This is a genomic window from Caldanaerobacter sp. (assembly GCF_049701115.1).
GTDB lineage: Bacteria > Bacillota > Thermoanaerobacteria > Thermoanaerobacterales > Thermoanaerobacteraceae > Thermoanaerobacter.
Map to the genome: position 1 here is coordinate 147,859 of NZ_JBNATX010000001.1, position 25,421 is coordinate 173,279.

Here is a 25,421-nt window from a genome sequence, read left to right on the forward strand (position 1 = left end):
TAATTTTATCAGATTTTTTTGTTTTGTCAAGGCTTTTTACATGACATAACTAAAAATTTTTCTTCAAAATTTCTCCTAAGTTGATCGTAAGTTCCTTATATTCAAGAGTATTAGTAGAATCTTCTTCAAAAGGAGGCACTTCTTTAAGGCTTATCCTGTCGGAAGAGACTTCTAAAACTTCTACTGTTATAATATCCTCAAGAGAGTAAGATTTGATACTCTTCTCTAAATTATTTTTGTGTACGAGTCCTTCCACTCCGGGTTCTAACTCTGCAAATACCCCAAAGGGCATGATCCGCGTTATTTTTGCTTTTAAAACATCCCCCTCACGATATTTTCCCTTTACCTTCTCCCATGGGTCTGGCAGAAGCTTCCGCAGGCTCAACGTAATCTTTTTTTCTTTTTTATCTAATTTGAGTACATATGCGGACACTTTATCTCCTGATTTTAATACGTCCTCCACGTTTTTTATTCTTCCATAAGATAACTCGCTTATGGGTATGAATCCATCTACCCCCCCTAAATCCACAAAAGCCCCCTTTGATATGACCTTTGTTACCTTGCCTTCCACTATATTCCCTTCTTCTAATTTTTCAAACAGTTCTGACCTTTTCCTTTCTTCCTCCAGCTTTATTACTTCCCTGTGAGAAGCTACAATCTTTTTATCGGGTATGTATTCGATTATTAAAAGATCCAATGTTTTTCCCAAATAGTCTTCAAGATTTTCGACCCTTTTTGTGGAAAGATGAGAAGCAGGTACAAAAAGCCTTCTGCCTAAAGCATAAGCAATTACTCCACCTTTTACTGTCTTTACTACTTCTCCCTTTATTATTTCTCTATTTTTATATGCATCTTCAATTTTCTCTTCCCCTAAGCTTTCCTCCGCCTTGAGTTTAGAAGCTATGACATTTCCTTCTTCGTTTTCGACTGTGAGTACGTATAAATCCATCACTTCTCCTTCCTGAAAATTAGAGAGAGGATCAAAATCCGGGTTTAATGAAAGTTCTTTTTTAGGTACAAAAGCTTCCCCTTTATATCCTATGTCTGCTATGACTCCATCCTCCAACACTTTTACTATTCTACCTTTTACGATATCTCCAGACTTTATAGGTTTAAAAAGATATCCTTCTAGAAAATCGCTCATTTTTACCCTTCTCCCTTTATAGATTTGATTTTGTTTATGACTTCATCGATTACATAGTCAGGAGTAGAAGCTCCAGCAGTTATTCCAATCACTTCATGTTCTTTTATCATTTCCTCCATTATTTCATCTGCACTTTCTATGTGATAGGTATTTTTACAATTTTTTTCACATATTTTTCTTAACTTTTGGGTATTTGAACTGTGCTTACCGCCTATTACAAACATAACATCCACTTTTTTAGAAAGGGCATCTGCCGCTTCCTGACGCTTTTGTGTAGCATCACAAATTGTGTTGAAGTAAACAAACTCCTTAGCTTTTCTTCTAAGAACTTGTAATATCTCTTCCCAGTGTTTTTCAATGAGGGTAGTTTGAGAAACAGCACACAGCCTTTCAAAAAAAGGTAGATTTTCTGCTTCTTCTACAGAATTTACTATATAAGCTTTATCGTCGCACCAGCCATTTACCCCTATAACCTCTGGATGATTTTTATCACCCACGATTACTATGTCATACCCCTTTTTATAATATTCTTCAACTATGTTTTGAACCTTTTTAACAAAAGGACAAGTTACGTCGATTACCTCAACACCTTTTTGTTCTAAAAAATTGTACAATTTCTTTGAAATTCCATGGCTTCGTATTATTAGTCGATCTCCTTTTGAAAGTTTGTACAAATCCTTTTCTTCTAAAACTTCTACTCCTCTTTTTGCTAAATCTTTAACCACCTGTGGGTTGTGGATGATTTCTCCCAGTGTGTAAAGTTTTGTCTTTTTCCCTTTTCCTAACTCTTCATAAGCAATTTCAATTGCCCTTTTGACCCCAAAACAAAATCCAGCGTGCTCGGCAATTAAAATTTTCATTGCGTCCCTCCTAAATCAATTTAGCGATTTCTTTCATTATTTCTTCCCCAATCTCTGCCAGCTGCTGAGAAGACAGCTTTGAGTCATAATATTTGTCAAAAGTTATTGGCTTACCTATATTTATAGTGATTTTAGAGAATAATCCATATTTTCCTTTAATACCTACCGGTACAACAGGGGCCTTTGATTTTATAGCTAACATCGCAACTCCTGGCTCTGCCTTTTGAAGCTTTCCTGTTTTGCTTCTTGTGCCTTCAGGGAAAATCCCCACTGCTCTTCCTTTTTTTAAATGATTCAAAGCAGTTTTTATGGCAGACAAATCAGCTGTACCTCTCTTTACAGGAAATGCTCCAAGGCCTGTCCCTAAAAGAAGTTTTAAAAAAGGATTCCTAAAAAGCTCTTCTTTAGCCATAAAATATATTCTTCTGTTAAGAAGTGCACCTACCACTGGAGGATCTAGAAGGCTTATATGATTGGGACATATTATGACAGGTCCTTTTTTAGGTATATTTTCTATACCTTTTACCTTGATGCGAAATATGACTTTTATTATTGCCCTCACTAAAACCTTAGCAAAATAGTAAAACATGTTATATTTCCCCTCTTACAATCTTCTTTATTTCTTCAAATACCTTTTTCACAACTTCTTCTTCGGTAAGATGAGTAGTATCAATAACAATTGCATTCTCTGGTATGATTAAGGGAGAATCTTTACGCTTTGAATCCATATCATCTCTTACTTTTATTTCTTCAAGTACCTTTTCATATTTTACATCTGTTCCTTTGTTTCTAAGTTCTTCGTATCTTCTCTTGGCCCTTTCTTCTAAAGAGGCTGTAAGAAAAAACTTCAGTTGGGCTTCCGGAAAAACTACAGTCCCAATATCTCTCCCATCCATAACTACATTTTTGTCTTTTGCTATCTCCCTTTGCTTGTTAACCAAAATCTTTCTTACCTCGGGTATTTGAGACACAATAGATACTTTCTCTGAAACAGCAGGTTTCCTAATTTCCTCAGAGACGTCTTCCCCATCCAGAAATACTTTTTCTCCCTCTAAAAAAACATCACTTTTACGCGCTATTTCAATTATTTTTTGTTTATCAGAAAGAGGTATGTTTTCTCTTAAAACTTTTAAAGTAATCGCTCTATACATTGCACCAGTATCAATATAAGTAAAACCCAAAAGTCTTGCAACTTTCTTAGCTATGGTACTCTTGCCTGCCCCTGCAGGTCCATCGATGGCTATTTTTATGGTCAAATCCTATCACCTCAAGCTAAATCGGGTCTTAAGTTTTTAGCTTCTTTAAGGTATACGTGATTTATTTTCTGGCTTTCTTCAATATTTGTAAAAACTGCTACTCTAATGCACTTTGACAAACTCCCCATAACTTCCATTTCTTGAAAACACATCATTGGCACATCGTCAAATCCCATCTCTTTTCTTACCGCTTCGGCAGGATAAGCAGCATTAAGGTCTTTTGTGGCACTAAAAAAAATACTTATCAAATTTTCTTTTTTTAAATTGTTCCTTTTCAATATTTCCTCAATAAGAGCAACCGTATCTTTAAAAATGGCATCTTTTGTGTTTTCAGTAGTTGTAGCACCTCTTATGACCCTTATCGCCCATTCTCCTTTCCTATGTTTTTTCAAACTTTATTATACCATAAATGCTATTTTAATTTAACCATAGCGACTTTTTGTATGTTTTTATCTACCCTTATTACAGCATTATTTTGTGGTTCTATCACATTATCGCTTATCGACGTCACTTTAAAGTGAAGGGGCTCCTTTTCCTTTGTTCCATCTATTTCTATAATTTGATTTGGTTTCACTGTAATGGTTATGGATTTTTGATAAAAATTAGAGACCGGTTCTCCATTTATCAAAATATAGGAATTAGAGGCTTTGTCTTTTTCTACCACTTCGATCGTAATCTTTCCTTCCTTTGTCAAGTTAGAATCCAAGAAAACTTGAGTATCTTCTCTTCCAATAAAAAGTTGTGCAACTGCGATACTCAAAAGTCCCATCATTATAAGAATAGCAAGTACAAATTCGCTGTCCATGTATTTTTTAAAAACATTTTTTCTCCTTTTCCCCATACTTATCCCTCCTCTTTCTAGGTATATATTATGCTTTGCAAACAAAAAAATGCAGGATAGTTTTATGCATTGATTCCTGCTACGTACCCTGTAGAAAAAGCGATCTGAAGATTAAATCCCCCCGTTAAACCATCCACATCAATCACTTCACCTGCAAAAAACAGCCCTCTTACCATCTTAGACTCCATAGTAGAAGGATTTATCTCTTTCACTGAGACTCCTCCTCCGGTTACAATCGCTTCTCTTATCGGTCGTAATTCACTTACCTCAAAGGTCAAGCCTTTTAAGACAGCAATAAGGCTTTTTCTTTCTCTTTTTGTTATTTCTCTGACCTTTTTATGAGGGTCTATAAAGGCTCTTTTCAAGATGTAGAGAATGAGATTTTGGGGAAGTAAATCCTTTAAAGCATTTTTTATGTCCTTATTAATATATTTACTGAAATCCCTTAAAATTCTCGCTTCCAATCTTTCTTCTGCCAAAGCGGGTTTTAAATCGATCCTTATTACTACATTCCCCTTTTCAAGGTATTGATAAATGAATCTGCTCAAAGTAAGTATTACAGGCCCTGACAACCCAAAATGGGTAAATAGCATCTCACCGAATTCCTCTTTTATTAGCTTTCCCCCTTGGATTGCCGATACTTTTACGTTTTTGAGAGAAACGCCCATTAATTCTCTTACATTTTCTCGTGTTACAATGGGTACAAGGGCAGGAAAAGGTTTTACTATAGTATGTCCGACTTTTCTTGCCATCTCATATCCATCTCCTGTAGAACCAGTAGAAGGATAAGAAAGGCCGCCAGTTGCTAGAATCACACTGTCGCAACTCAAAAACTCATCTCCCACCCTTATACCGATTACTCTATTATCTTTTGTTAATATTTCTTCCACCTTTGAATTATAAAAAATTTTTACATTATTTTTTTCAAGCATGTTTTTAAAAAAATCTCTCACATCGCTTGCTCTGTCAGTTACAGGGAAAACTCTCATTCCCCTCTCCACTTTTAATTTTAGACCATTTTTCTCTAAAAATTCTATTAGGTCTCTATTAGAAAATTGGTTAAAAGCACTGTAGAGGAATTTGCTGTTTCCGGGTATATTTTCAAAAAAAGATTCCATGTCCATGAAATTTGTGACATTGCATCTTCCATGTCCTGTAACTAATAATTTTTTGCCAAGCACATTATTTTTCTCGAAAAGATTCACTTTTTTACCTGTCATAGCTGCTGACAATGCCGCCATCATTCCTGCAGCTCCACCGCCTATTACAAATACCTTCTTCATCTTCTACTTCCTCTCTCTCAAATGGCATGTGTCATTGTATAAAACTAAAACGGCTTTTTTATTCTCTTTTATATCTACTATATTAAGGGAAGCATTGTCCATCCTAAAACTAGGATAAAAGCTTAAATCGATATCTAACAGCCCCAAGATCAAAGCTTTAATGGAAGTACCATGAGATACTATTAAAATGTTTTTACCTCTATTTTTTTCAACAATTTCCCATGTCTTCTTAAGCATTCTACTCTGCACCTGTTTCAAAGTCTCGCCTTTTTCTATAAAAACCTGTACAGGATCTTTTTTCCATAAACTGTAAAGTCCTGTATAATTTTTCTCTATCTCTTCCGCAGTAAGTCCCTCCCATACTCCAAAGGACATTTCTCTGAACTCTTTTTCCTTGTAAAAAGGGATTTTTATCCTTTCTGCAATTATTTCTGCTGTCATATATGCCCTTTTTAAATCGCTAGAATATATGATTTCTATATTTTCTTCTTCTAAGCGTTTTGCGAGAAGATCTGCCTGTTTTATCCCTAATTCAGAGAGTTCAATATCTTTCATGCCCTGCATTCTGTTTTCTAAATTCCACTTTGATTGGCCATGCCTTGCTATATAAAGTCTTGTAACCATTTTTGAACACATTTCCTCCTAAGCAAAATTCAAATAGAAAATCTGATCTCCATAAGATAAAGACGAGGTCTTCCATCTCCTATGACTAATTCCAAATTCGTAATACCGCAATCCCACGCTAGTTACAAACTTCATAAATTCGCCATCAAGCCACGGTGGAGTCCACGCTCCTGAACGAGCTATGTGAATAACTTGAACGAAACTATCTTTCGGTAATTCTTTCGCTGAAAGCGCAAAATTTATTTTGTAAAGGCTTAAAAACTCTTTAAAATTCTCAGGTTTTTCTACTGAGTAAGGGCCGTAAATTATAAATGCCTCTTTTACTATACCATCTCCAAGAAGTTTCCCTAACCAATTAGCAGAATTTACTTCAAATTGAAGAGACTCAAGGCCGCTATATCCTAAGTCTGAATGGCTGTCAAAGGATATAACTCTTTCACATCCGAAATTCTTGGCTAAGTAGTAAGCAAACTTGTGGGATTCTGATATAAATACTTTCACGTTTTTGTAAAAGGGCAGTATATTTTTTATATTTCTCCAAAATAAGAGCCTTTCAGGAGCCGCTTTGATAGTTTTTTCAAGGTCTTCTCCTCTTAATCTTGCCATTATATATCTTTTGTACCATATATCAATGGAATTTCTTTTGTTTTCTATATAAGAGAAAAACCACTCTTTTCTAAAAGGCACAAAATAATCCCAATCTATTGTAAGGAGAGTTTTTCGCATGTTCAACCCTCCTTGTTAAAAACTTCATATTTAATATTTTATCACATAAAAAAAGGACCTTCAACGAAAGTCTCAGCTTGTTGACAGAATGGAAAAGTACCAGTTTGGCAACAATCTGAGCCCCTCAATGAAGGTCTCAAATAAAATAGTTTAAAAATTTATCTCATAGCCAGCCTCTTACTTTCATTGCTTCATATACCCTTTTTATAGAAATCATATAGGCTGCAGTCCTCATATCAACGTTATACTGTTTTGATAAATCGTATATAGCATTAAAGGCATTAACCATCATTATCTCCTGTCTTTCTTCTACTTCTTTTTCTGTCCAATAGTAGTTCATCAGGTTCTGTACCCACTCAAAATAAGAGACTATCACGCCACCAGAATTAGCAAGTATATCAGGCACTACAAAGATTCCTTTTTCGGATAAAATCTTGTCAGCTTCTGGAGTCGTAGGACCGTTGGCTCCTTCGCACACTATCTTAGCTTTTACCTCATTTGCGTTTGCAGAAGTAATCTGATTTTCTAATGCTGCTAATACTAAAATGTCCACTTTCATTGTTAAAAGTTCTTCATTTGTAATAGGGGTAGTACCCTCAAAGTTAACCACACTTCCTGTTTTATTTACATGCTCCACAAGTCTTTCAACATCAATTCCTCTATCGTTGTAAATTCCTCCGTAAACATCACTTATAGCTATTATCTTTGCTCCCAGTCTTTTAAGGCTTAAAGCAGTATGACTTCCTACATTTCCAAATCCCTGAATCGCTATTGTACAATCCTTAAGGTCCATGTTTAAACGTTTTATTGCTTCTCTTGCCATTAGAGCTACCCCATATCCAGTGGCGGCTACTCTTCCTTTTGATCCTCCATAGATAAGAGGTTTTCCTGTAATTACAGCAGGACTGTTATAGCCGACGATCTTATTGTATTCATCTACCATCCATGCCATGATTTGTGCGTTTGTTCCAACATCAGGAGCTGGTATATCTTTTTCAGGACCTATTATGCTAGCTATAGCTCTTATATATCCTCTACTCAATTTCTGAAGTTCTTCATTAGAAAGCTCTTTTGGATTTACTACCACTCCACCTTTAGCACCACCGTAAGGAAGCCCCACTACCCCACATTTAAAGGTCATCCACATAGACAAAGCTTTGACTTCATCAAGTGTAACATCTGGATGAAATCGTATTCCTCCTTTTGTAGGTCCAAGGGCATCATTGTGCTGTGACCTATAGCCTTTAAAGATTCTTATACTACCATCGTCCATTTGAACTGGTATAGATACCTCTAAAACTCTCATCGGTTCTTTTAAAAGTTCATACACTGAATCTTCTACTCCTAAAAGGTCACAGGCTTTTTTTATCTGTTTTTGAGCAATTACCAGTGGATTTAAAGATTCTGTAGTCATTTCTTTTCTCCTCCTATTATTTATTTTAAAAATTTATTTTTAACTCTGCCTTGAAATGTATACACCGTACTCATCCCAGATACTTTCGAGTTTTTCAAAAGTATCTGCTACCCTGTCTTTTTCTTTCAAACCAACCGCTACGACAAGAGCGTTTACCAGACTTAACGGTGCTACGAGCGAGTCTACAAAAGAAGCCATGTGGCTTTTGGCAATTAACACCTCTTCTGCTACGGAAGTCAAAGGAGATATAAGGCTGTCAGTAATAGCTACAATCCGAGCTCTTTGGCTTTTTGCGTATTTTAAAACTTCTACTGTCCTTTTCGAATACCTTGGATAACCTATACCTATTACAAGGTCCTTTTCATTTACTCTTAAAATCTGTTCAAAAACATCTGAAACTCCGGGTTTTACGATAGAAACATTTCCTCTTATAAGATTTAAGTAAAACCCTAAATACTCTGCCACCACTATAGAACTTCGCGAAGCCACTATATAAATTTTGGAAGCTTCTAGAATTTTTGAAACGGCTCTTTTGAAATCCTCTTTGTTAACTTCATGAAGGGTTTCCTTTATATTTTCTATATCTGATTTCAAAACGTTGTTCAATACAGCTATCTCGTCTTTTTCTTCTGTCATTTCCAATCTTTGTACTGTCGTGAGTTTAGTTTTTATAAGCTCTTGAAGAGCATTTTGAAGTTCAGGATATCCGTTATATCCTAAAGCATTTGCAAATCTCACGACGGTAGATTCACTTATGTTTATAGTTGACCCCAACTTTGCCGCAGTCATAAAGGCAGCTTTATCATAGTGATTTATGATATATTCTGCTATTATTTTCTGGCTCTTTGAGAGTTTGGCATAATTATCCTGTATTCTCTTTATCAAATCATCTGCTCTACCCATACATCTTTCACCTTCCCCAGTTTAAAACCTTCTTCCAAGGCTTTCCTGTTAAGCTCTTCTGTTCCGGCAGGTACCCTCTTTAAAACAGCCATCTCCAGTGATTTCTCACTCACTATCTTTGTAATCTCCGCTATCACTCCTAAAGAGACTATATTAGCAACATATGATTTCCCCACGACTTCCTGTGCTGTCTTTAGTATCGGAAATTTCAATGTCTTTACTTTCCTCTCTTTTTCAATCTCCACAGAATCATCGACTATTATAATTCCCTCCTCTTTTATATCAAGGCTGAATTCCTTATAAGCAGAAGTTGTAAGAGCAAGTACCACATCTGGTCTTAATACTTTTGGATATATAATGGGTCCATCACTTATTATCACTTCTGCCTTGCTTGAACCTCCTCTTGCTTCAGGGCCATAGGACTGGCTCTGGACGCTTATCTTCCCTTCCAGTATCGCAGCCTCCGCCAGTATTATCCCTGCAAGGATTAACCCCTGACCTCCGGAACCTGCCAGTCTTATCTCTAATCTGCTCATTTTGCACTCACCTTCAATCTTTCCACCATCTTCTGATATTCTTCTGTGTATTCAGGAGCTTCTATGTTTAAAAACTCCCCTATTATTATCTTCCCCTCCAGTTCTTCGGGTTTCATTTTCGTCGCTTTGTTTATGTCTACGGAGTTGTCCTTGAGCCACTTCAACATGTCTGCAGGGCTCCCTTTTCTGTTCCTCCTGCCGTAATAGGTTGGACATGTGCTCATGGCTTCAATAAAGGCAAATCCTTTATGAGCTATCCCCTTCTCTATGAGTTTTACAAGTTGCTGTACATGATAGGCGGTGCTCCTTGCAACATACGTGGCCCCTGCCCCTATTGCCAACTTGCAAGCATCAAATTCCCTGTCTATGCTTCCATAAGGAGCCGTAGTGGCTTTATGGTACCTGGGTATTGTAGGAGACGCCTGCCCCCCTGTCATGCCATATATGTGGTTATTATACATTACAACTGTTATGTCTATATTCCTTCTAGCCGCATGTATGAAATGGTTTCCACCTATGGCAGCATTGTCTCCATCACCCGTTATCACTATAACTGTAAGCTCTGGATTCGCAAATTTTACTCCCGTGGCAAAGGCTATCGCTCTCCCATGCGTCGTGTGTAAGGTATTAAAATCCAGATAGCCAGACGCTCTTGATGAACATCCTATCCCTGATACTACCACTACTTTATTTTTGTCCAGTTTTAAATTGTCTATCGCTTTCACTATTGCCATCGTAACTGTGCCGTTACTGCATCCCGGGCACCATATGTTTGGTAACGTTTCCTTACGAAAGTATTCTTCTACAAGCCTAGAAGCCATTTTTTATTCTCCCCTTTATTTCTTCTACAATCTCATAAGGAGTAAAAAATTCTCCATTCGCCTTGTTTATTTTCTCAACTGCTCCATCTCTTTTTACTATTCTGTCTACCTCGTAGTAAAGCTGTCCCCTGTTCATCTCCACTACAAATATTTTTTTGTATTTTGTATATATTTCTTTAAGCCTCATATCAGGGAAAGGCCATATCGTTATTGGTCTAAAAATACCTACTTTAAAGCCTTCTCTTCTTAAGTCTTCTGCTGCCTCTTCCACCGCCCTTGCAGTGGAACCAAAAGCAATCAAAAGCACATCTCCCTCTTTTTCTCCCTTTTCTTCGTACATCACTATGTCTTTCCTGTTGTTTTCTATTTTCCCTACAAGCCTCTTTATGAGCTTCTCTGCAATCTTCGTGCTGTTTGTGGGAAGGCCTTTTTCATTGTGTACAAGTCCTGTGACGTGATACCTTATCCCCTTCCCAAAAGGAATAAATGGTGATGTCCCATCTTCTATATCCCTATAGGGAAGATAACCTTCTAAGTTTTCTGGAATTTTTCTCTCTACGATTTCAATATCCTTATATTCGTCAAGGTCCACTGTCTCCCTCAGATGTCCTATAACCTCGTCCATTAAAATCACGACAGGGGTCCGGTATCTTTCTGAAAGGTTAAAAGCCTGTATCGTCACATAATAGGCTTCCTTCACTGAGAAGGGCGATAGAACTATTATGGAATGGTCTCCATGAGTTCCCCATCTTGACTGCATTACATCCCCCTGCGAAGGTGATGTAGGCATGCCTGTACTTGGACCCATTCTCTGTACATCTATTACCACACAGGGAACTTCTGCCATTGCTGCAAAACCTATGTTTTCCTGCATCAAGGAAAAACCAGGACCTGATGTAGCGGTCATGGCTTTTAATCCAGCAAGAGAAGCTCCTATTATTGCAGCCATGCTGGCAATTTCATCTTCCATCTGTATGAATTTCCCACCTACAAAGGGCAGTTTCTCAGCGCACAGTTCGGCGATTTCAGTAGAAGGAGTTATTGGATATCCGGCATAAAACCTCATGCCGGCTCTTATAGCACCTTCTACTACCGCCTCATTCCCCTGCATTAACACTTTCGACATTTTCTTTCACCTCTAAGTAAATAGCAAAATCAGGGCATCTTAACTCGCATATTCCACATTTTATGCATTTATCCTCATCAATTAGCTTAACTTTTCCGTCTTTTATCGTAAGTACCTTAACCGGGCAAAATTCTACACAAATCCCGCACCCTTTGCACCAGTCTTCGATTATTACTAATTTTTTTCCCAAGTTATCACCCTCATCTTACTTTTCTCGCAATATATATATTCTATAAAAAAACAAAAATTCCTTCATAAACTGCATAGTTGTTATCAAGAATATTTTTGACACAAGTCTTGCATCATTCAGAATATTAAAATTTACACATCAATTTCCCATTTCTTTAGTTTCTCTACTGTTGAATAATCTGTAAGGTCAAAATGAATTGGGGTAATAGAAATAAAACCATTTTTAACCGAAACTATATCTGTCCTTTCATCATTGTCAATTTCTGAAATTTTTCCTGCCATCCAGTAATATTCTTTACCTCTTGGGTCATAATTCTTTTGAAAAGTTTCCGTATATATTCTTTTACCCAGTACTGTTACCTTTACTCCCCTAACTCCTTTTTTAAAATCTGGAATGTTGACATTTAGTAAAGTATTTTGAGGAAGCCCTTCTGACAGGACTTTTTCAATAAGTTTGTTTAAAAAAACGTAAATACGCACATCATCTAAATTCCCCTCCTCTTCTAAAGATACAGCTATTGCAGGAATACCATAGAGAGCTCCTTCAATGGCAGCAGACACTGTACCTGAATAAAGTATATCCGTGCCCATGTTAAACCCATTATTTATGCCAGAAATTATAATTTTGGGTTTTACCTCCATAACTACTTCAATTCCCATTTTAATACAATCAGAAGGGGTACCATTTACCGCGTATATACGCAAATCCTTTTCTTCTTTTACTGGTTTTAACCTTAACGGTTTGTGAAGTGTTATTGCGTGGCTTATAGCACTCCTTTCTTTTTCTGGAGCAACAGCTACTACATAAAAACCATTTTCTCTCAAATACTCTGCTAAACTCAGTATACCTTTAGACTGTACTCCATCATCGTTTGTAATTAGCACCGGGATTTTTTCCATTTTTCATCTCCTCCAAATCTTTTGTACCTATTTTATTTTATTATAAACTAAAAAGAAAGGGAATAAAATAAAGGCGCGTAAAAAGCGCCTTTAAGGGATACATATCTGCTGTCCCGGATAAATCACGTTTGGATCTTGTATTTGAGGATTTGCTCTGATTAAAGCATCTAAAGTAACCCCAAACATATTTGCTATTGACCACAAACTATCCCCTGCTTTTGCCGTATAAATCGTCCTACAAGTTTCATAAGACGGAGGCGGACAGTAGAAAGGTATGCAAATCTGCTGGCCAGGATATATTAAGCTAGGGTCCGGTATCTGCGGATTAGCTTTTATCAGACAATCCAGGCTAATACCGAACATGTTGGCAATTGACCACAGAGAATCCCCCGGCTTGACAGTGTAAATCGTCCTACAATGCTCATAGGATATAGGTGGACAATAGAAAGGAATGCAAATTTGCTGGCCAGGATATATAAGATTAGGATCTTTTATTTGAGGATTTGCCTTAATCAAACAATCAAGGCTTATTCCAAATTTATTGGCAATAGACCACATAGAATCCCCTGGCTGCACTGTATAAAAACTTCTACAATGTTCAGGATGGGGGTGAGGCGGATAGTAGGGAGTGTATCCATCTATCGTCATTAGGCTTCCCTCCTTTAAACTTTCTAATACATGTTATGAACTATAAAAAGATGTGTTACAGGAGGGAAGCTTAAATAAATCATGCAGGATATATCATAAACTCTGAGTTTAGCAAAGTCGAATCAATATAATACTTCTTTGCCCTTCTATATTCAAAAAATTTTTTAGCTACCTGGGGGAAAAGGACATATGTCAGTACGTCTTCTTCCTGTTCGTAATATTCTTTTATCTCTTCTTTTGCTTCTTCAAACTGGGGATTCAAAAGGTCTGCTGGTCTTACTTCAATTACTTTTTCATCACCTATTATTTTTTTCTTTATCTCATCAGAAATGGGAGCGGGTGGCCTGCCGTATAGACCTTTTACATAATCTCTGACTTCTTTCGGTACCACTTTATATCTTTCACCCGTTATCACATTTAAAACTGCCTGAGTTCCTATCATCTGGCTCATTGGTGTAACAAGAGGTGGATATCCCATGTCTTCCCTTACTCTTGGAATTTCTTTTAACACTTCTTCGTACTTATCAAGAGCCCCCTGCTCTTTCAACTGGGAGATCAAGTTTGAAAGCATGCCTCCCGGTACCTGGTATACAAGGACATCTGTGTCGACCCCCATCACCATTGAAAAATCTATCTCTTTACTATGATTCTTCTTTACTTCCTTAAAGTATGCCGCTATTTCAGAAAGAAGCTCAAGGTCAAGTCCTGTGTCATAGGAAGTTCCTCTTAAGGTTGCTACTATGGTCTCCGTAGCAGGTTGGGATGTACCCAAAGCTAAGGGAGAAATTGCCGTATCTACCACATCTGCTCCTGCCTCTATGGCTTTTAAATAAGTCATGGATGCCATCCCACTTGTGTAATGGCTGTGAATCTGTATTGGAAGACTTACTGTCATCTTTAATTTTTTCACAAGTTCGTAAGCCACGTAAGGGGTTAATATCCCTGACATGTCCTTTATGCATATGGAATCCACACCCAGTTCAATCATATCTTTTGCCATTTTTATATAACTATCTATTGTATGGACTGGGCTTATGGTATAAACAAGAGTACCCTGTACATGGGCTCCTGCTTTTTTCGCAGCTTTTATGGGAACTTCTAAATTCCTCACGTCATTTAAAGCATCGAAAACTCTTATTATGTCTATTCCATTAGCAACAGCTTTTTCGATAAATTTCTCTACTATATCGTCCGGATAATGCCTATAACCCACCAGGTTTTGTCCTCTTAAAAGCATCTGAAGGGGTGTATTTTTTATTCTTCTTTTTAATTCCCTCAATCTCTCCCAAGGGTCCTCGTTTAAAAATCTAAGGCAGGCATCAAAAGTGGCTCCTCCCCATACCTCAAGTGAATGATATCCTACTTTATCTAACTTTTCCGCAATAGGAAGCATTTCCTCAGTACTCATACGAGTAGCCATCAATGATTGATGAGCATCTCTTAGAACCGTTTCTGTTATTTTAATTTTTTTATTGCTCATTTTAATACCTCCTCCTAATATATTATACTAAAAAATTAAAAATAAAAAAAGCTTAATTTATTAAAAAACAGGCATTTTGTGTTGATGCTCAGCAATGAGCCTATACACAAAATGCCTGACCGTTTAAAGAAGCCAAAATTTCACATTTGATTGTTATCTTAGTCTTTAACATTTAAAAAAATGAAAGTATTGCTTCTCTTAAAAGTTTTGCCGCAAGCATAGAAGTAATACCTGACACATCATGGGAAGGTGACACTTCTACTATATCCATACCTACGATTTTAAAGTCTTTTAATAGATGAAAGGTTTCTAAAGCTTCCTTAGAAGTTATACCACCAGGCTCTGGTGTCCCTGTACCAGGTGCAAAAGCGGGATCCAGGACATCTATATCGAAGGTTATATATATATAATCCTCTTTTATATCTTCTAAAATGCTTTTTAGGGGTTCTACGACCTCGTAGAGAAACATCTTGGTATGATTTTTAGCAAATTCGAATTCATCCTCTTCCCCAGACCTTATGCCAAAGTGATACATCCTGACCTTTGGATTAAGTTCCCAGACTTTCCTTAAAACTGTAGCATGAGAATAGATTTCGCCAAAAAACTCTTCTCTCAAATCCGTATGAGCATCAAAGTGCAAAATAACTAGATTTTCTCTGTATTTTTTTAGATAACTTTTTAAAATTCCATATGTGATTAAATGTTCTCCTCCTAAAAAGATACCTTTTTTTCCATCTTTTATTATTTTATCTGCCGTTTTTTCAATAAGCTCCAAACTTTTTTGTACATTTCCATAGGGCAGTACTAAATCCCCCATATCACACATTTTTTTGTCCTCAAGGCGCCTTTTGAGATATACGCTGTAAGTTTCAAGTCCATAAGAAGCCTGTCTTATGGAAGAGGGTCCAAAACGAGTACCTGGTTTAAAACTGACGCTATAATCCATGGGTATTCCTACTATAATGATATCTGCTTCTTCATAATTTTTATCTGCCTTCAAAAACTTTCCTGTATCGATAAAATTCAGATCTTTCAATTTATCACACCTCTTCAAAGATATCCTTCACAAATTTGGGAAGTACAAAAGCTGCTTTATGGATTTCAGGCGTATAATATTTGGTATCTATATTTGGAATAGAAGATATATCAACTTTTTCCGGATCATATTTTTTAGACCCCAGTGTAAACGTCCATAAGCTCCCCGGATATGTCGGTACCGTAGCAATATACGCTTTTGTTATAGGATAAATTTCTTTAAACATTTTACTTATCTTATTAATTAATTTGCCGTATATAAAAGGAGATTCTGTCTGAGCTACTATTATTCCGTCCTCTCTTAAAGTTTCATACACATTTCTGTAAAAATCCGATGTGAAAAGACCTACAGCAGGGCCAATGGGATCAGTGGAATCTACTATTACTACATCAAATTCATTTTTGTGCTCACTGACATATTTTATTCCATCACCAACCATTATTTCCACCCTGGGATCATCTAAAGCACTGCTTATAGTAGGAAGGTATTTCTTGGAATTTCTTATAACTGCCTCATCAATTTCCGCTAAAACCACTCTTTGTACAGAGGGGTGTTTTAGGACTTCTCTTACCGAGCCTCCGTCGCCTCCTCCAATTATGAGTACATCTTTTGGATTTTTATGAGTAAAGAGGGGAACGTGAACTATCATCTCATGATATACAAACTCGTCTTTTTCTGTCGTTTGCAAAATCCCATCCAATACAAGAACCCTTCCAAATTGATAGGTATCTAAAATAGCAAGATGTTGGTATGGAGTCTTCTCTACCACTAATGTTTCTTTTACTTTAATAGAAAATCTCAAATTTTCATCCTGATGTTCTGTAAACCAAAGTTCCACTAAAGGCACCTCCAATATTTTATTCTTTAAAAAATTTTTTCAAATTGACAACCTGAAGGTCCCCTTCCCTTCCAAAGCCGATTTTTAGAAAAAACTCTTCCCACTCTTTAAGACCAACGGCAGCCTTTTCAAGGCCCATGTCTAAAGCATGGTTTAGCATAACTCTTATCATTAAATTTTCCATATTTTCATCCTTATGAGTGGGCAATAATACAAAATTAGTAATATAGGCCGTAGTATCTTCAACTTTCATAGAAATAAATCCAAAAGGAAGGGTATCTTCTGCAATCATAAAAATTTCGTCTAGAAAGTTTAGTTTAGAACTAATACCGCATTTCTTTGCTATTCTTTCAATTTCAGGGAAATCTTCTCTTTTTGCAAATCTTATTCGAAACATAGTTCACCCCAAGCTTTTTAAATATTTCACTTCTTCTTCTGTGAGGTAACGCCATTCTCCAGGCTTTAACCCCTTTAATTCCAAATCGCCTATTTTAGTCCTTTTAAGCTCTATTACAGGATGTCCAATGGCTTTGCACATTTTCTTTACCTGTCTGTTTCTTCCTTCGTGGATTTTTATTTCTACCACACTTGTCCCATTTTTTACGCTCAAAAGGCGTATCTTTGCTCTTGAAGTCTTTCTTCCATCAATTATAAGTCCATTTTCAAACATTTGCATTTCTTCTTTTGTTGGGACACCCTTTACCTTTGCTACATAAGTTTTGACAACCTCGTGCTTGGGATGCATCAACGTATTTGCCAGTTCGCCATCATTAGTGAGAAGGAGTAGCCCAGAGGTATCAAAATCAAGGCGGCCAACAGGATATATCCTCTCTTTTACCTTCACAAGGTCTAAAACAGTAGGCCTGCCAAAAGGGTCCTTTGAAGAAGTGATATATCCTGCTGGCTTGTAGAGCATTATGTATAATTTCTTTTCTTCTCTTCTCACAATTTTACCATCAAATTCGATTATGTCAACATTAGGGTCGATCTTTGTACCTAATTCTTTTACAACTTTCCCATTTACTTTTACACGACCCTGTAGAATGTACTCCTCACATTTTCTCCTAGAAGCGATTCCACATTCCGCTAAGTATTTTTGTAATCTAACCATTTGCTGTCACCCTGTTTTGTTTTACACTAATTTTTCTTCGTAAATCCCCAAAAGATTATCTCTTATTACCTTTTTCTTTATCTCTTCAGTGTCAGTAGTATAAAGTCCCAGCTGCTTCATCCTTTCAAAGTACTCCGCTCCTGCAAATGTGTACCTCTTTTTAAGCCCCTCTCTGGTTTTTATGCTCTCATTAGCATAAGCAATAAGGTCTCCTGAAGCTAAATTTCTGGGCAATTCTAAAGTAGGCATGCCTAACGCGACTCTTACACTATTGTGCCCTGCAAGGCATCCTGTCACCATCGCTTCTGTGTGGCCTGTAAAAAGTCCTGATTTTTCTCCTGCACAAAGCAGGTTATCAAGACCTATCACTCGCATAGAGTTATCTCTTGGAGCCATAGAGAGATATCTAACTGAATTACCCTTTCCTCCTGAATAAGGATCATCATATCTGGCCCTTTCAAGTCCCGGAATTTTTCTCAGTTTTTCCAAGGGATAAAAAGGAGTCATCAGTTTTACATATCCAGTATCTAATAGTATAACATTTTCCGCGTATTCTGGCAATGCATATTGCTGACATACTTTTAAATTTAACTTTTCCATGTTTACATCCTCTTTGGGAACTGGAAGTATTACTACCCCTTCTTTTTCTAGTTTTTCTCTTATCTCTGGGCTTAAAGATTCTTTACTAAGCTTGGTAGATCCGCTGAAGGCGCCATATACTTCATCTGCCCTCATCCCCTGTATATCTTCTATTCCGGCTCTATAACTTATGCTTATGCGTGGTCCAAAAGAAGGACATCTTAAAACACACATAGCGCATCCATTGCCATACCTCAAACAGTTGCCCATAGGTCCGGTAGATCCTGTTGTTTCGATAAACACATCTCCATATTCTACAGTATCATCTGCTAATATTATTCCTTTTATACGCCTTTTGTTTTCCATTACCACATCTACAGCCCTTGCTATCAGCTTTACTGTTATACCTTTTTCAAGCAGTAGTTCTCTTATCATAGGTTCTACCATCGTTACATCGTATAAGCTGGCATGATTATGTCCAGGAAAATTTATATTAACATGTCTTGAAGCTTTATCAGTTATCTCTATGAGTTCTTTGCATCCCAAATATATTAACTCCTCAGCAGCCGTGTATCTGCCATTATTTCGCATAATTCCTCCTACCAATCCACAACCTAATAACATATCCGTCCTTTCTAGAAGCACAACTTCAGCACCAGCTTTTCTGGCTGCCAAAGCAGCGGCACATCCTGCCCATCCACCACCAATGACTACTACTTTAACCACGAGACATCTTCCTTTCCAACATCTTTCTAATATCCACTTGAACCTTGCAGGTTCTCATCTTTTGTCCATCTATCTCAATTTCACAACTTCCGCATATCCCTTCTCCACAGCATATTTTATTGTTATTAGATACGGCTAAATATGCTTCACTTTCATATTTATCCATATATTCTAAAATATTTATATGCTGTTCATCAGAACCGCCGCTGTATATGACAGAAATTTTTTTATCCTTTATAAATTGCTTTAAAACCTCCTGCCCTTCTTCAGACAAAAGATCTGCCTCTACCAGAGTTACATCCGAGTTTTTAATGTAATCCTTTATAAAATTTGTTTGTACTTTACCTTTATCCAACAGCACAATTACTTTGTTTTTATTCTGAATTAATTTTAATATGACGATAACTCCGGGTGCCTGTGCTATTCCCCTTAAAACCACAAGGGCTTTAGAATTATGCATCCCTTTTATATATCGTTGTCCAAACATGCCGTTCCAGTAAGGTCCTCTTAAGTAAACTTCTTCTCCTTCTTTAGCAGAGGCAATAAATTTTGTCTTTGGGCCAGTTACCTGTATAGCAATTTTTATAATCCCCTCTATTTCATCTGCCCACATTACAGACATAGGCGTATCGAAAAAAGAGGGGCTAAAATATCCTCTTACGAATACATAGGCTCCAGGCTCGTTAAGATCTCTCGCAAGTTTATTTGGAACCTTGAGAGTTAGTATTACCACTTCCTCATTTATTTCTTCTTTTTTTAATATCCTGGTAAATACTGTACTTCTTGTTACTTTAGCCTTGTATCCTGCCCAGACAAACTCCTGAAATACGCACACACCTTTCCAATTACAATCACAAAATTTTTTCCCCTGAAGCTGTGAACAGACTATGCACTCATTAAGTTCTGCTAAATAGCAGGGACAATATTCTGTCCCTACATCCACGCATTCAAGCCTGTTTGCCAATTTGTTCACCCCCGATTTTTACATTAATAAAATATTCTCGAGGACCCAAAACTATTACAAAATAAAACCCCCTGAAAAAACTCAGGAGGATTTTAGAATCTCAACCCATTTTGTTATCACTCTTTTAAAATTGTACACAAAATCCTGTTTACCCACTTTCTCAAGAGAAATACAGTCTAATTCACAAATTTTCTCTTCACCAATTTTTACAACAGCCCATCCCACTTTTTCTCCTTTTTCTACAGGCGCATCTAACTTATCAGGGATAAAAAGTTCGATAGAGACTCTATCTTTTTCTTCTTCTGCAACAGGTACAATGCATCCCTCTTTTACGACAACTTCAATTTCCTTTTTCTTCCCTTTTAATATTTCTACTTTCTTAACTATTTCTCCTTTTTCAAAAACTTTAAAGGGTTTAAACTTGGAAAAAGCATAGTCTAAAATCTTCATCGAATCTTCCCACATTAAAGGACTATTTAGTACCACTGCAATAAGCCTTCGTCCTTCTCTAGTAGCCGAAGAAACTAAACATCTCCCGGCTTTATTGGTAAAACCCGTTTTTACTCCATCGGCACCTTCGTATATCCATAAAAGCTTATTCTTATTTCTTAAATATCTGTCCCATTCTTTTCCCTCCCATGGTATGGTTTTTTCTTTTGTAGAGACAATTTCTGCAAATTTAGGATAATTCAAGAAAGCGTATCTGGTAATAAGAGCTAAATCATAAGCGGTAGTGTAATGGTCATCAATTCCTATGTCAAGACCCGAAGGGGTGACGAAATGGGTATTATAAGCTCCTATCTCTTTTGCTTTTTGATTCATCATTTCTGCAAAATTTTCCACATTTCCTGCAATATGTTCTGCTATAGCAGTGGCTGCATCATTACCCGAACTTAACATGAGACCATAAAGCAAGCTTTCCATGTCTATTTTTTCTCCAGGGGAAAGCCATATGGATGATCCCCCAATGCTAGCTGCTTTTTGACTAACTGTTACAATGTCCTTTAAGTTGCCTTTTTCTAATGCTATGATAAGAGTCATTATCTTAGTAGTACTTGCCATTGGAAGTTTCATATGCACATTTTTCTCATAAAGGACTCTTCCTGTATTTTGATCCATGACAATAGCTGCCTTTGCAGAAACAAAAGGAACCTCATTGGCATAGGCTCTATAAAGAGGAGCAATAAAAATCAACAAAACCAAAAGTAAAAAAACATATTTTTTCATATTTCAACTCCCCTGTATATACAAAAAAGTGGGTTCCCCCACTTTAAATATCATTTCCAGTAGTAATTATTTGACTTTGCGCTTTTTTTGTCGTCTTCCCTCTGCTAAAAAGGTTTTGAATTTCTTCTAAAAGCTTTGGAGTTAAATCTATAATTCTTTCTAACATAGCACTTTGAGTTACAGGCAAAAGCCTTATCTGTCCCTGTCCTACTACCATGAAAGCTACGGGTTGGACAGATACGCCGGCTCCACTTCCTCCTGCAAAAGGCATGCTTTGAGAAGAATCTTGATCTGACCCCTTTTTATCTCCTTTAGAAAGGTTTATTTCTCCTCCTCCTGCTGCAAATCCAAAAGTAACCTTTGAGATTGGAATTATTATTGTCCCATCCGGTGTCTCTACCGCATCTCCTACGATCGTATTAACATCGATCATATCTTTTAAGCTTTCCATCGTAGTTTTCATGAGGGCGTCTATAGGATGATCGCTCATCTTTTTCACCTCCCTTTTAAAATATGCCATAACCTCATTCCATTAATAATAATATTACCACACCTACTCTTAAATATGCAAATTAAATTGCCTTCAAAAGTCCTCTCTCCGTATAAAGGCATTATATGAACTTCAGGAGGATATAAAAATCTTGCATTGTTGTATAGCGGCATCAAAGAAGTATATACTATCCCCCATAGAGAACCTGTAGAAATAGCAGTACAAGCTGCATCTTCCATTCCAATCCTCAAAGCGATATAAAATTTATCTACAGTCGTCCTCTTTAATATATCCTTTAAAAGTTGAAAAATATCAAGAATATTTATCCTTCTTATGTCTATGTTAAATTCATCAGTTTTTTTACCTAAAAGGCTCTTTTGACCTTTCCCGCCTTTTAAATTTATCCCTAAAACCTTAAAAGTCATATTTCTCGATTCGTTCAACAGATTTAAAGCAAATTTAATAATGTTTACAAAAAATATATTTATTTCTATTTCCAGGGAAATATTTTCTTGCTCTTTTTTACCTTTTACCTTTACCTGGAGTGGCAAGAAATACAAAACAAGTAAAAAGGCAGCTACTGGGAGACCATAAAATACAAAATATTTCATTTTTCCACCTCTTATAATAGCCCCTCTGTAATCAGTCCTTCATATCGAGTTCGGGCAATTCTTTTATGGAAGAGATTCCAAAGTACTTCAAAAAGTCCTCAGTAGTGGAATAAAGAATAGGCCTTCCCGGTGAAGGAGCTCTTCCGCTTTCTTTTATCAAATTGTACTCAAGCAACGTGTTTATAGGCTTATCACTTCTTACGCCCCTTATTTTTTCTATTTCTGCCTTTGTGATAGGTTGATTATAAGCAATTATGGCCAGTACCTCCAATGCCGCCTGAGAAAGTCCCTGTGCTATTTCTATTTTTAAGGCCTTCCTCACCACATCTCCGTACAAATCATTTGTGCACATCTCTACTTTATCCTCAAAGACCACTATATCTATGCCTCTCTCATGTTTTGCATAATCTTCTTTTAAATCTTTAATCAGTTCTCTTACCCTTTCCTCACTAATTTCCAGGGCTTCCGCCAAGGTCCTTATTTTTACAGCTTGTCCGGCAGCAAAAAGAATAGCCTCAATTTTGCCTAATTGTTCCATTTTTTCTCCCTTCTTTTCTTATAAAACTTATAAATATGTCTCCATAAGAAGTCTGCTGTTCTGCCATCACTTTGTTAAGCTTTATAAGCTCTAAAAGAGCTACAAAAGACACTACTACCTCTACTTTGCTTTTGCTTTTTTTCACGATTTCGCTAAACCATATAACAGGTTTTTTTACAAGGTAAGAAAGCAGTTCTCTGATTTTCTCTACTACAGTATATTCTTCCTTCTTTATCTCGATTTTATTTTCCTCTTCTTTATTTCTCTCGATAATTCTTTTATACGCATTTTTTATGTCTTCTATTGAATAGTTAAGAGCGACCTTCTTATCTACATATTTCACATCAGGCCCTTCTCTAAAAAACCTCTGGTTTAGTCGGGACATCTCTCTCAAAATTCGCGCGGCTTCCTTGTATTTCTTATATTCTACAAGCTGTCTTACAAGTTCTTCCCTTGGATCCTCTTCCACTTCCTTCTCTTCTTCTGATTTAAATTTAGGTAAAAGTAGTTTAGATTTAATTTCTACTAATGTGGCCGCCATTACTATAAATTCTGATGTTATGTCAAGGTCCATTTCCTGCAAAGTCTTTATATACTCCATGTATTGGTCAAGAATAAGAGAAATTGGTATATCCATCAGATCTATTTCATTTTTTTCAATCAAATGAAATAAAAGGTCAAAAGGGCCTTCGAAAACTTCTAATTTTACAGTGTACATCTTTACACCCCGAAAGGTTTTAGTAAAAGATTTATAAAATAGTCAAGCCCACTTATGAGAGGCCACATAACTTTAGAAATGATACCCGTAAAAACCAAAACCAGTAGAAGAACCTGCCCATACATCTCATACTGAGAAATAACATAGGCTTCCTTCGGAGGGAGCAAGCTCCAAAGAACTTTTGAACCGTCTAGTGGAGGAACAGGGATTATATTAAAAGCTGCAAAAATTAAGTTGTAGATGTATAATAAATACAATATAGGACCTACAATGGCAATATGTCCAAAAGGCACCATCAAAATTCTAGTAATTATTGCTAACAAAACATTGGAGAGCGGACCTGCCAGCGCTACAAGAAGTACGCCTTTTCTCGTGTCTTTAAAGTAAAGCGGATTTATTGGCACAGGTTTTGCCCATCCAAATTTTAAAATCCACAACATCAAAAGTCCAATCGGGTCTATATGAGCTATTGGATTTAAAGTAAGCCTCCCGCTTTGACGGGGAGTAGGGTCACCTAACCTATCTGCCACATATCCATGACTGAATTCATGAAAACTCATTGCAATCAATAAAGCAGGAATTCTGTATATAAAATCTAACAACAACTTTTTCTCTCCTTTCTTTTATCAAGGATATCTTTTATAAACATGACCTCTTCTTCTTTACTCTTTAACTTTCCTTCTAATTTAGCCTTAAATACCTCATCCAGCAATTCACCATACAAAGGGCCCGGAGGTACTCCCAGTTCTTTGATTTCTTTTCCTCTTATGTAGGGTCTACTTTCAAGGACTCTTTTTGCTCCTTCTCCCTCCATCACTTCAAGAACTCTAACAACCTCTTTTTTTATATGTTCTATTGCCTCTCTTAATTTTCTTATCTGTCTTTTAAATTTTATTTCGTTTTTCAAAAAAATTAGATACTTGAGAGATCTAGCATACTCCTTACTTAGCCTCAATTTATTGATTACAAGATTAACGTCTTCTTCTTCGACCTTATAAAACATTATCAAAAGGCGCAACAAAACTATATCTACATCTGTATAATAAATATCTATTTTATCTGTATTTAAAGGAATAGTTCCAAACAGAAGTTTGCTGATGCCACATCTTATTAATTCTTCTATCATTAACTTTACTTTACCTTCTTTAAGCATTAAAAAAATCTCATTTCTTATTCTGTCTTCCGATAAAAAAGCTATATATCTTATAGCGTCTTCCATTAATGCCTGTGTAACTGGTTCAATTTTAAAAGAATATCTTACAGAATATCTTATGGCCCTAAATATTCTTGTAGGATCGTCTACAAAACTTTTCTCATGAAGAATCCTTATTATCCCTTTTCTTAAGTCTTCAATTCCCCCAAAAAAATCAAGTATCCTCTCCTGCAATACATCATAGGCCAGGGTATTTATTGTAAAATCTCTTCTTTTCATATCTTCGTATATATCGGCAAACTCAATTCTGGGTAAAGCCGCTGGATAATCGTAATATTCCTTTCTCGCAGATATCACATCAATCGAAATATTTCCCTTTCTTATAGTGGCTGTCTTAAATGGCTCGTGAGTCAGGATTTCTCCCTTTATGTATTGATTAAGGGCATAAGCAAAATCTATCCCATTTCCCTCTACCACAACATCTATGTCCCAATTTTCTACGCCAAGCAAAAAATCCCTTACTACGCCTCCTACTACATAAGACTTCACACCTTTTTGCCATGAAACTTGTTTTAAGTGATCGATCAAATCCTCACCATTAATTTTAATCCTCAAAAAACCACCCTTTTTACCTAAATTTTCTCTTACTTTTATATTATATCATCACCCTAAAATAAAA

General features: G+C 36.5%; 31 protein-coding genes. All 31 read right to left on the reverse strand.

The genetic code is table 11. The features are described from left to right. Positions 1-49: 49 nt before the first annotated feature. The 31 genes from ACPLVE_RS00820 to ACPLVE_RS00970 all read right to left on the reverse strand — a co-directional run bounded on the left by ACPLVE_RS00820 (position 50) and on the right by ACPLVE_RS00970 (position 25,357). Positions 50-1,144, reverse strand: a complete 1,095-nt coding sequence (locus ACPLVE_RS00820; RefSeq protein ID WP_424608960.1) for a 30S ribosomal protein S1 — start codon at positions 1,142-1,144, stop codon at positions 50-52. Positions 1,145-1,146: 2 nt separating this feature from the next. Then, positions 1,147-2,004: a 4-hydroxy-3-methylbut-2-enyl diphosphate reductase gene (locus tag ACPLVE_RS00825; protein WP_424608962.1), complete on the reverse strand. Its 858-nt coding sequence runs from the start codon at positions 2,002-2,004 to the stop codon at positions 1,147-1,149. 10 nt (positions 2,005-2,014) lie between these two features. Then, on the reverse strand, positions 2,015-2,593 hold the full coding sequence (locus ACPLVE_RS00830) for a lysophospholipid acyltransferase family protein (RefSeq protein WP_424608964.1): 579 nt from the start codon (positions 2,591-2,593) through the stop codon (positions 2,015-2,017). A 1-nt stretch (position 2,594) separates the two neighbouring features. Next, on the reverse strand, positions 2,595-3,260 hold the full coding sequence (cmk, locus tag ACPLVE_RS00835) for a (d)CMP kinase (RefSeq protein ID WP_424608966.1): 666 nt from the start codon (positions 3,258-3,260) through the stop codon (positions 2,595-2,597). Between the two features lie 11 nt (positions 3,261-3,271). Next, positions 3,272-3,652, reverse strand: a complete 381-nt coding sequence (aroH, locus tag ACPLVE_RS00840) for a chorismate mutase (protein WP_424608967.1) — start codon at positions 3,650-3,652, stop codon at positions 3,272-3,274. Positions 3,653-3,672: 20 nt separating this feature from the next. Next, positions 3,673-4,101 carry a hypothetical protein gene (locus tag ACPLVE_RS00845; protein WP_424608969.1) on the reverse strand — a complete coding sequence of 143 codons (429 nt, stop codon included), beginning with the start codon at positions 4,099-4,101 and terminating at the stop codon, positions 3,673-3,675. Between the two features lie 62 nt (positions 4,102-4,163). Beyond that, complete coding sequence (locus ACPLVE_RS00850) at positions 4,164-5,384, reverse strand: NAD(P)/FAD-dependent oxidoreductase (RefSeq protein ID WP_424608971.1); 1,221 nt, start codon at positions 5,382-5,384, stop codon at positions 4,164-4,166. 3 nt (positions 5,385-5,387) lie between these two features. Continuing rightward, positions 5,388-6,008 (reverse strand): histidine phosphatase family protein, encoded by a 621-nt coding sequence (locus tag ACPLVE_RS00855; protein ID WP_424608973.1) that lies wholly within the window; start codon positions 6,006-6,008, stop codon positions 5,388-5,390. 18 nt (positions 6,009-6,026) lie between these two features. Further along, positions 6,027-6,734, reverse strand: a complete 708-nt coding sequence (locus ACPLVE_RS00860) for an arginase (RefSeq protein WP_424608975.1) — start codon at positions 6,732-6,734, stop codon at positions 6,027-6,029. 163 nt (positions 6,735-6,897) lie between these two features. Continuing rightward, positions 6,898-8,148 carry a Glu/Leu/Phe/Val family dehydrogenase gene (locus ACPLVE_RS00865; RefSeq protein ID WP_424608977.1) on the reverse strand — a complete coding sequence of 417 codons (1,251 nt, stop codon included), beginning with the start codon at positions 8,146-8,148 and terminating at the stop codon, positions 6,898-6,900. Positions 8,149-8,187: 39 nt separating this feature from the next. After that, positions 8,188-9,051, reverse strand: a complete 864-nt coding sequence (locus tag ACPLVE_RS00870) for a MurR/RpiR family transcriptional regulator (RefSeq protein WP_424608979.1) — start codon at positions 9,049-9,051, stop codon at positions 8,188-8,190. After that, positions 9,030-9,587: a 2-oxoacid:acceptor oxidoreductase family protein gene (locus tag ACPLVE_RS00875; RefSeq protein ID WP_424608980.1), complete on the reverse strand. Its 558-nt coding sequence runs from the start codon at positions 9,585-9,587 to the stop codon at positions 9,030-9,032. The genes ACPLVE_RS00870 and ACPLVE_RS00875 overlap by 22 nt, the downstream gene beginning before the upstream one ends. Further along, the gene (locus ACPLVE_RS00880; protein WP_424608982.1) at positions 9,584-10,408 is read right to left on the reverse strand and encodes a 2-oxoacid:ferredoxin oxidoreductase subunit beta; all 825 of its coding nucleotides are present in this window, start codon (positions 10,406-10,408) and stop codon (positions 9,584-9,586) included. Before ACPLVE_RS00880 ends, ACPLVE_RS00875 begins: the two co-directional genes overlap by 4 nt. Continuing rightward, positions 10,398-11,534, reverse strand: a complete 1,137-nt coding sequence (locus tag ACPLVE_RS00885; RefSeq protein WP_424608984.1) for a 2-oxoacid:acceptor oxidoreductase subunit alpha — start codon at positions 11,532-11,534, stop codon at positions 10,398-10,400. The genes ACPLVE_RS00880 and ACPLVE_RS00885 overlap by 11 nt, the downstream gene beginning before the upstream one ends. Further along, the gene (locus ACPLVE_RS00890) at positions 11,506-11,724 is read right to left on the reverse strand and encodes an indolepyruvate ferredoxin oxidoreductase subunit alpha (RefSeq protein WP_424608986.1); all 219 of its coding nucleotides are present in this window, start codon (positions 11,722-11,724) and stop codon (positions 11,506-11,508) included. Before ACPLVE_RS00890 ends, ACPLVE_RS00885 begins: the two co-directional genes overlap by 29 nt. A gap of 131 nt (positions 11,725-11,855) precedes the next feature. Further along, on the reverse strand, positions 11,856-12,623 hold the full coding sequence (gene surE, locus ACPLVE_RS00895; protein WP_424608987.1) for a 5'/3'-nucleotidase SurE: 768 nt from the start codon (positions 12,621-12,623) through the stop codon (positions 11,856-11,858). Positions 12,624-12,713: 90 nt separating this feature from the next. Then, positions 12,714-13,271 carry a SafA/ExsA family spore coat assembly protein gene (gene safA, locus ACPLVE_RS00900; RefSeq protein WP_424608988.1) on the reverse strand — a complete coding sequence of 186 codons (558 nt, stop codon included), beginning with the start codon at positions 13,269-13,271 and terminating at the stop codon, positions 12,714-12,716. A 79-nt stretch (positions 13,272-13,350) separates the two neighbouring features. Continuing rightward, on the reverse strand, positions 13,351-14,751 hold the full coding sequence (locus ACPLVE_RS00905; protein ID WP_424608989.1) for an oxaloacetate decarboxylase subunit alpha: 1,401 nt from the start codon (positions 14,749-14,751) through the stop codon (positions 13,351-13,353). 172 nt (positions 14,752-14,923) lie between these two features. Further along, a complete protein-coding gene (gene speB / locus ACPLVE_RS00910; protein ID WP_424608991.1) occupies positions 14,924-15,787 on the reverse strand; it encodes an agmatinase in 864 nt (287 codons plus the stop codon). Positions 15,788-15,791: 4 nt separating this feature from the next. Next, complete coding sequence (gene speE / locus ACPLVE_RS00915; protein WP_424608993.1) at positions 15,792-16,625, reverse strand: polyamine aminopropyltransferase; 834 nt, start codon at positions 16,623-16,625, stop codon at positions 15,792-15,794. A gap of 19 nt (positions 16,626-16,644) precedes the next feature. Continuing rightward, on the reverse strand, positions 16,645-17,022 hold the full coding sequence (locus ACPLVE_RS00920) for a GNAT family N-acetyltransferase (protein WP_424608994.1): 378 nt from the start codon (positions 17,020-17,022) through the stop codon (positions 16,645-16,647). Positions 17,023-17,025: 3 nt separating this feature from the next. Further along, positions 17,026-17,736: a pseudouridine synthase gene (locus ACPLVE_RS00925; protein ID WP_424608996.1), complete on the reverse strand. Its 711-nt coding sequence runs from the start codon at positions 17,734-17,736 to the stop codon at positions 17,026-17,028. Positions 17,737-17,757: 21 nt separating this feature from the next. Then, positions 17,758-19,041 carry an FAD-dependent oxidoreductase gene (locus ACPLVE_RS00930; protein WP_424608997.1) on the reverse strand — a complete coding sequence of 428 codons (1,284 nt, stop codon included), beginning with the start codon at positions 19,039-19,041 and terminating at the stop codon, positions 17,758-17,760. Next, positions 19,034-20,005 carry a sulfide/dihydroorotate dehydrogenase-like FAD/NAD-binding protein gene (locus ACPLVE_RS00935; RefSeq protein ID WP_424608999.1) on the reverse strand — a complete coding sequence of 324 codons (972 nt, stop codon included), beginning with the start codon at positions 20,003-20,005 and terminating at the stop codon, positions 19,034-19,036. Before ACPLVE_RS00935 ends, ACPLVE_RS00930 begins: the two co-directional genes overlap by 8 nt. Before the next feature lie 81 nt (positions 20,006-20,086). Then, the gene (locus ACPLVE_RS00940; RefSeq protein WP_424609001.1) at positions 20,087-21,232 is read right to left on the reverse strand and encodes a D-alanyl-D-alanine carboxypeptidase family protein; all 1,146 of its coding nucleotides are present in this window, start codon (positions 21,230-21,232) and stop codon (positions 20,087-20,089) included. 43 nt (positions 21,233-21,275) lie between these two features. Beyond that, the gene (gene ytfJ / locus ACPLVE_RS00945) at positions 21,276-21,722 is read right to left on the reverse strand and encodes a GerW family sporulation protein (protein WP_424609003.1); all 447 of its coding nucleotides are present in this window, start codon (positions 21,720-21,722) and stop codon (positions 21,276-21,278) included. Between the two features lie 5 nt (positions 21,723-21,727). Beyond that, positions 21,728-22,333, reverse strand: a complete 606-nt coding sequence (locus ACPLVE_RS00950) for a DUF2953 domain-containing protein (RefSeq protein WP_424609005.1) — start codon at positions 22,331-22,333, stop codon at positions 21,728-21,730. Positions 22,334-22,364: 31 nt separating this feature from the next. Beyond that, a complete protein-coding gene (gene scpB / locus ACPLVE_RS00955; RefSeq protein WP_424609006.1) occupies positions 22,365-22,871 on the reverse strand; it encodes an SMC-Scp complex subunit ScpB in 507 nt (168 codons plus the stop codon). After that, a complete protein-coding gene (locus ACPLVE_RS00960; protein ID WP_424609007.1) occupies positions 22,849-23,589 on the reverse strand; it encodes a segregation and condensation protein A in 741 nt (246 codons plus the stop codon). The genes scpB and ACPLVE_RS00960 overlap by 23 nt, the downstream gene beginning before the upstream one ends. Before the next feature lie 2 nt (positions 23,590-23,591). Continuing rightward, on the reverse strand, positions 23,592-24,149 hold the full coding sequence (locus tag ACPLVE_RS00965; protein ID WP_424609165.1) for a site-2 protease family protein: 558 nt from the start codon (positions 24,147-24,149) through the stop codon (positions 23,592-23,594). Positions 24,150-24,184: 35 nt separating this feature from the next. Next, on the reverse strand, positions 24,185-25,357 hold the full coding sequence (locus tag ACPLVE_RS00970; RefSeq protein ID WP_424609009.1) for a CCA tRNA nucleotidyltransferase: 1,173 nt from the start codon (positions 25,355-25,357) through the stop codon (positions 24,185-24,187). Positions 25,358-25,421: the final 64 nt, after the last annotated feature.

Coding starts and splice junctions, on each gene's coding strand:
- ACPLVE_RS00880 (WP_424608982.1), bottom strand. CDS start 10,408: ATGGCTTCTAGGCTTGTAGAAGAATACTTTCGTAAGGAAACGTTACCA.
- ACPLVE_RS00875 (WP_424608980.1), bottom strand. CDS start 9,587: ATGAGCAGATTAGAGATAAGACTGGCAGGTTCCGGAGGTCAGGGGTTA.
- ACPLVE_RS00940 (WP_424609001.1), bottom strand. CDS start 21,232: ATGAAAAAATATGTTTTTTTACTTTTGGTTTTGTTGATTTTTATTGCT.
- ACPLVE_RS00830 (WP_424608964.1), bottom strand. CDS start 2,593: ATGTTTTACTATTTTGCTAAGGTTTTAGTGAGGGCAATAATAAAAGTC.
- ACPLVE_RS00870 (WP_424608979.1), bottom strand. CDS start 9,051: ATGGGTAGAGCAGATGATTTGATAAAGAGAATACAGGATAATTATGCC.
- ACPLVE_RS00960 (WP_424609007.1), bottom strand. CDS start 23,589: ATGTACACTGTAAAATTAGAAGTTTTCGAAGGCCCTTTTGACCTTTTA.
- ACPLVE_RS00850 (WP_424608971.1), bottom strand. CDS start 5,384: ATGAAGAAGGTATTTGTAATAGGCGGTGGAGCTGCAGGAATGATGGCG.
- ACPLVE_RS00950 (WP_424609005.1), bottom strand. CDS start 22,333: ATGAAATATTTTGTATTTTATGGTCTCCCAGTAGCTGCCTTTTTACTT.
- safA (WP_424608988.1), bottom strand. CDS start 13,271: ATGACGATAGATGGATACACTCCCTACTATCCGCCTCACCCCCATCCT.
- ACPLVE_RS00865 (WP_424608977.1), bottom strand. CDS start 8,148: ATGACTACAGAATCTTTAAATCCACTGGTAATTGCTCAAAAACAGATA.
- ACPLVE_RS00855 (WP_424608973.1), bottom strand. CDS start 6,008: ATGGTTACAAGACTTTATATAGCAAGGCATGGCCAATCAAAGTGGAAT.
- ACPLVE_RS00925 (WP_424608996.1), bottom strand. CDS start 17,736: ATGGTTAGATTACAAAAATACTTAGCGGAATGTGGAATCGCTTCTAGG.
- ACPLVE_RS00965 (WP_424609165.1), bottom strand. CDS start 24,149: ATGAGTTTTCATGAATTCAGTCATGGATATGTGGCAGATAGGTTAGGT.
- ytfJ (WP_424609003.1), bottom strand. CDS start 21,722: ATGAGCGATCATCCTATAGACGCCCTCATGAAAACTACGATGGAAAGC.
- ACPLVE_RS00820 (WP_424608960.1), bottom strand. CDS start 1,144: ATGAGCGATTTTCTAGAAGGATATCTTTTTAAACCTATAAAGTCTGGA.
- scpB (WP_424609006.1), bottom strand. CDS start 22,871: ATGGAACAATTAGGCAAAATTGAGGCTATTCTTTTTGCTGCCGGACAA.
- ACPLVE_RS00845 (WP_424608969.1), bottom strand. CDS start 4,101: ATGGGGAAAAGGAGAAAAAATGTTTTTAAAAAATACATGGACAGCGAA.
- ACPLVE_RS00825 (WP_424608962.1), bottom strand. CDS start 2,004: ATGAAAATTTTAATTGCCGAGCACGCTGGATTTTGTTTTGGGGTCAAA.
- surE (WP_424608987.1), bottom strand. CDS start 12,623: ATGGAAAAAATCCCGGTGCTAATTACAAACGATGATGGAGTACAGTCT.
- ACPLVE_RS00905 (WP_424608989.1), bottom strand. CDS start 14,751: ATGAGCAATAAAAAAATTAAAATAACAGAAACGGTTCTAAGAGATGCT.
- ACPLVE_RS00920 (WP_424608994.1), bottom strand. CDS start 17,022: ATGTTTCGAATAAGATTTGCAAAAAGAGAAGATTTCCCTGAAATTGAA.
- ACPLVE_RS00860 (WP_424608975.1), bottom strand. CDS start 6,734: ATGCGAAAAACTCTCCTTACAATAGATTGGGATTATTTTGTGCCTTTT.
- ACPLVE_RS00885 (WP_424608984.1), bottom strand. CDS start 11,534: ATGTCGAAAGTGTTAATGCAGGGGAATGAGGCGGTAGTAGAAGGTGCT.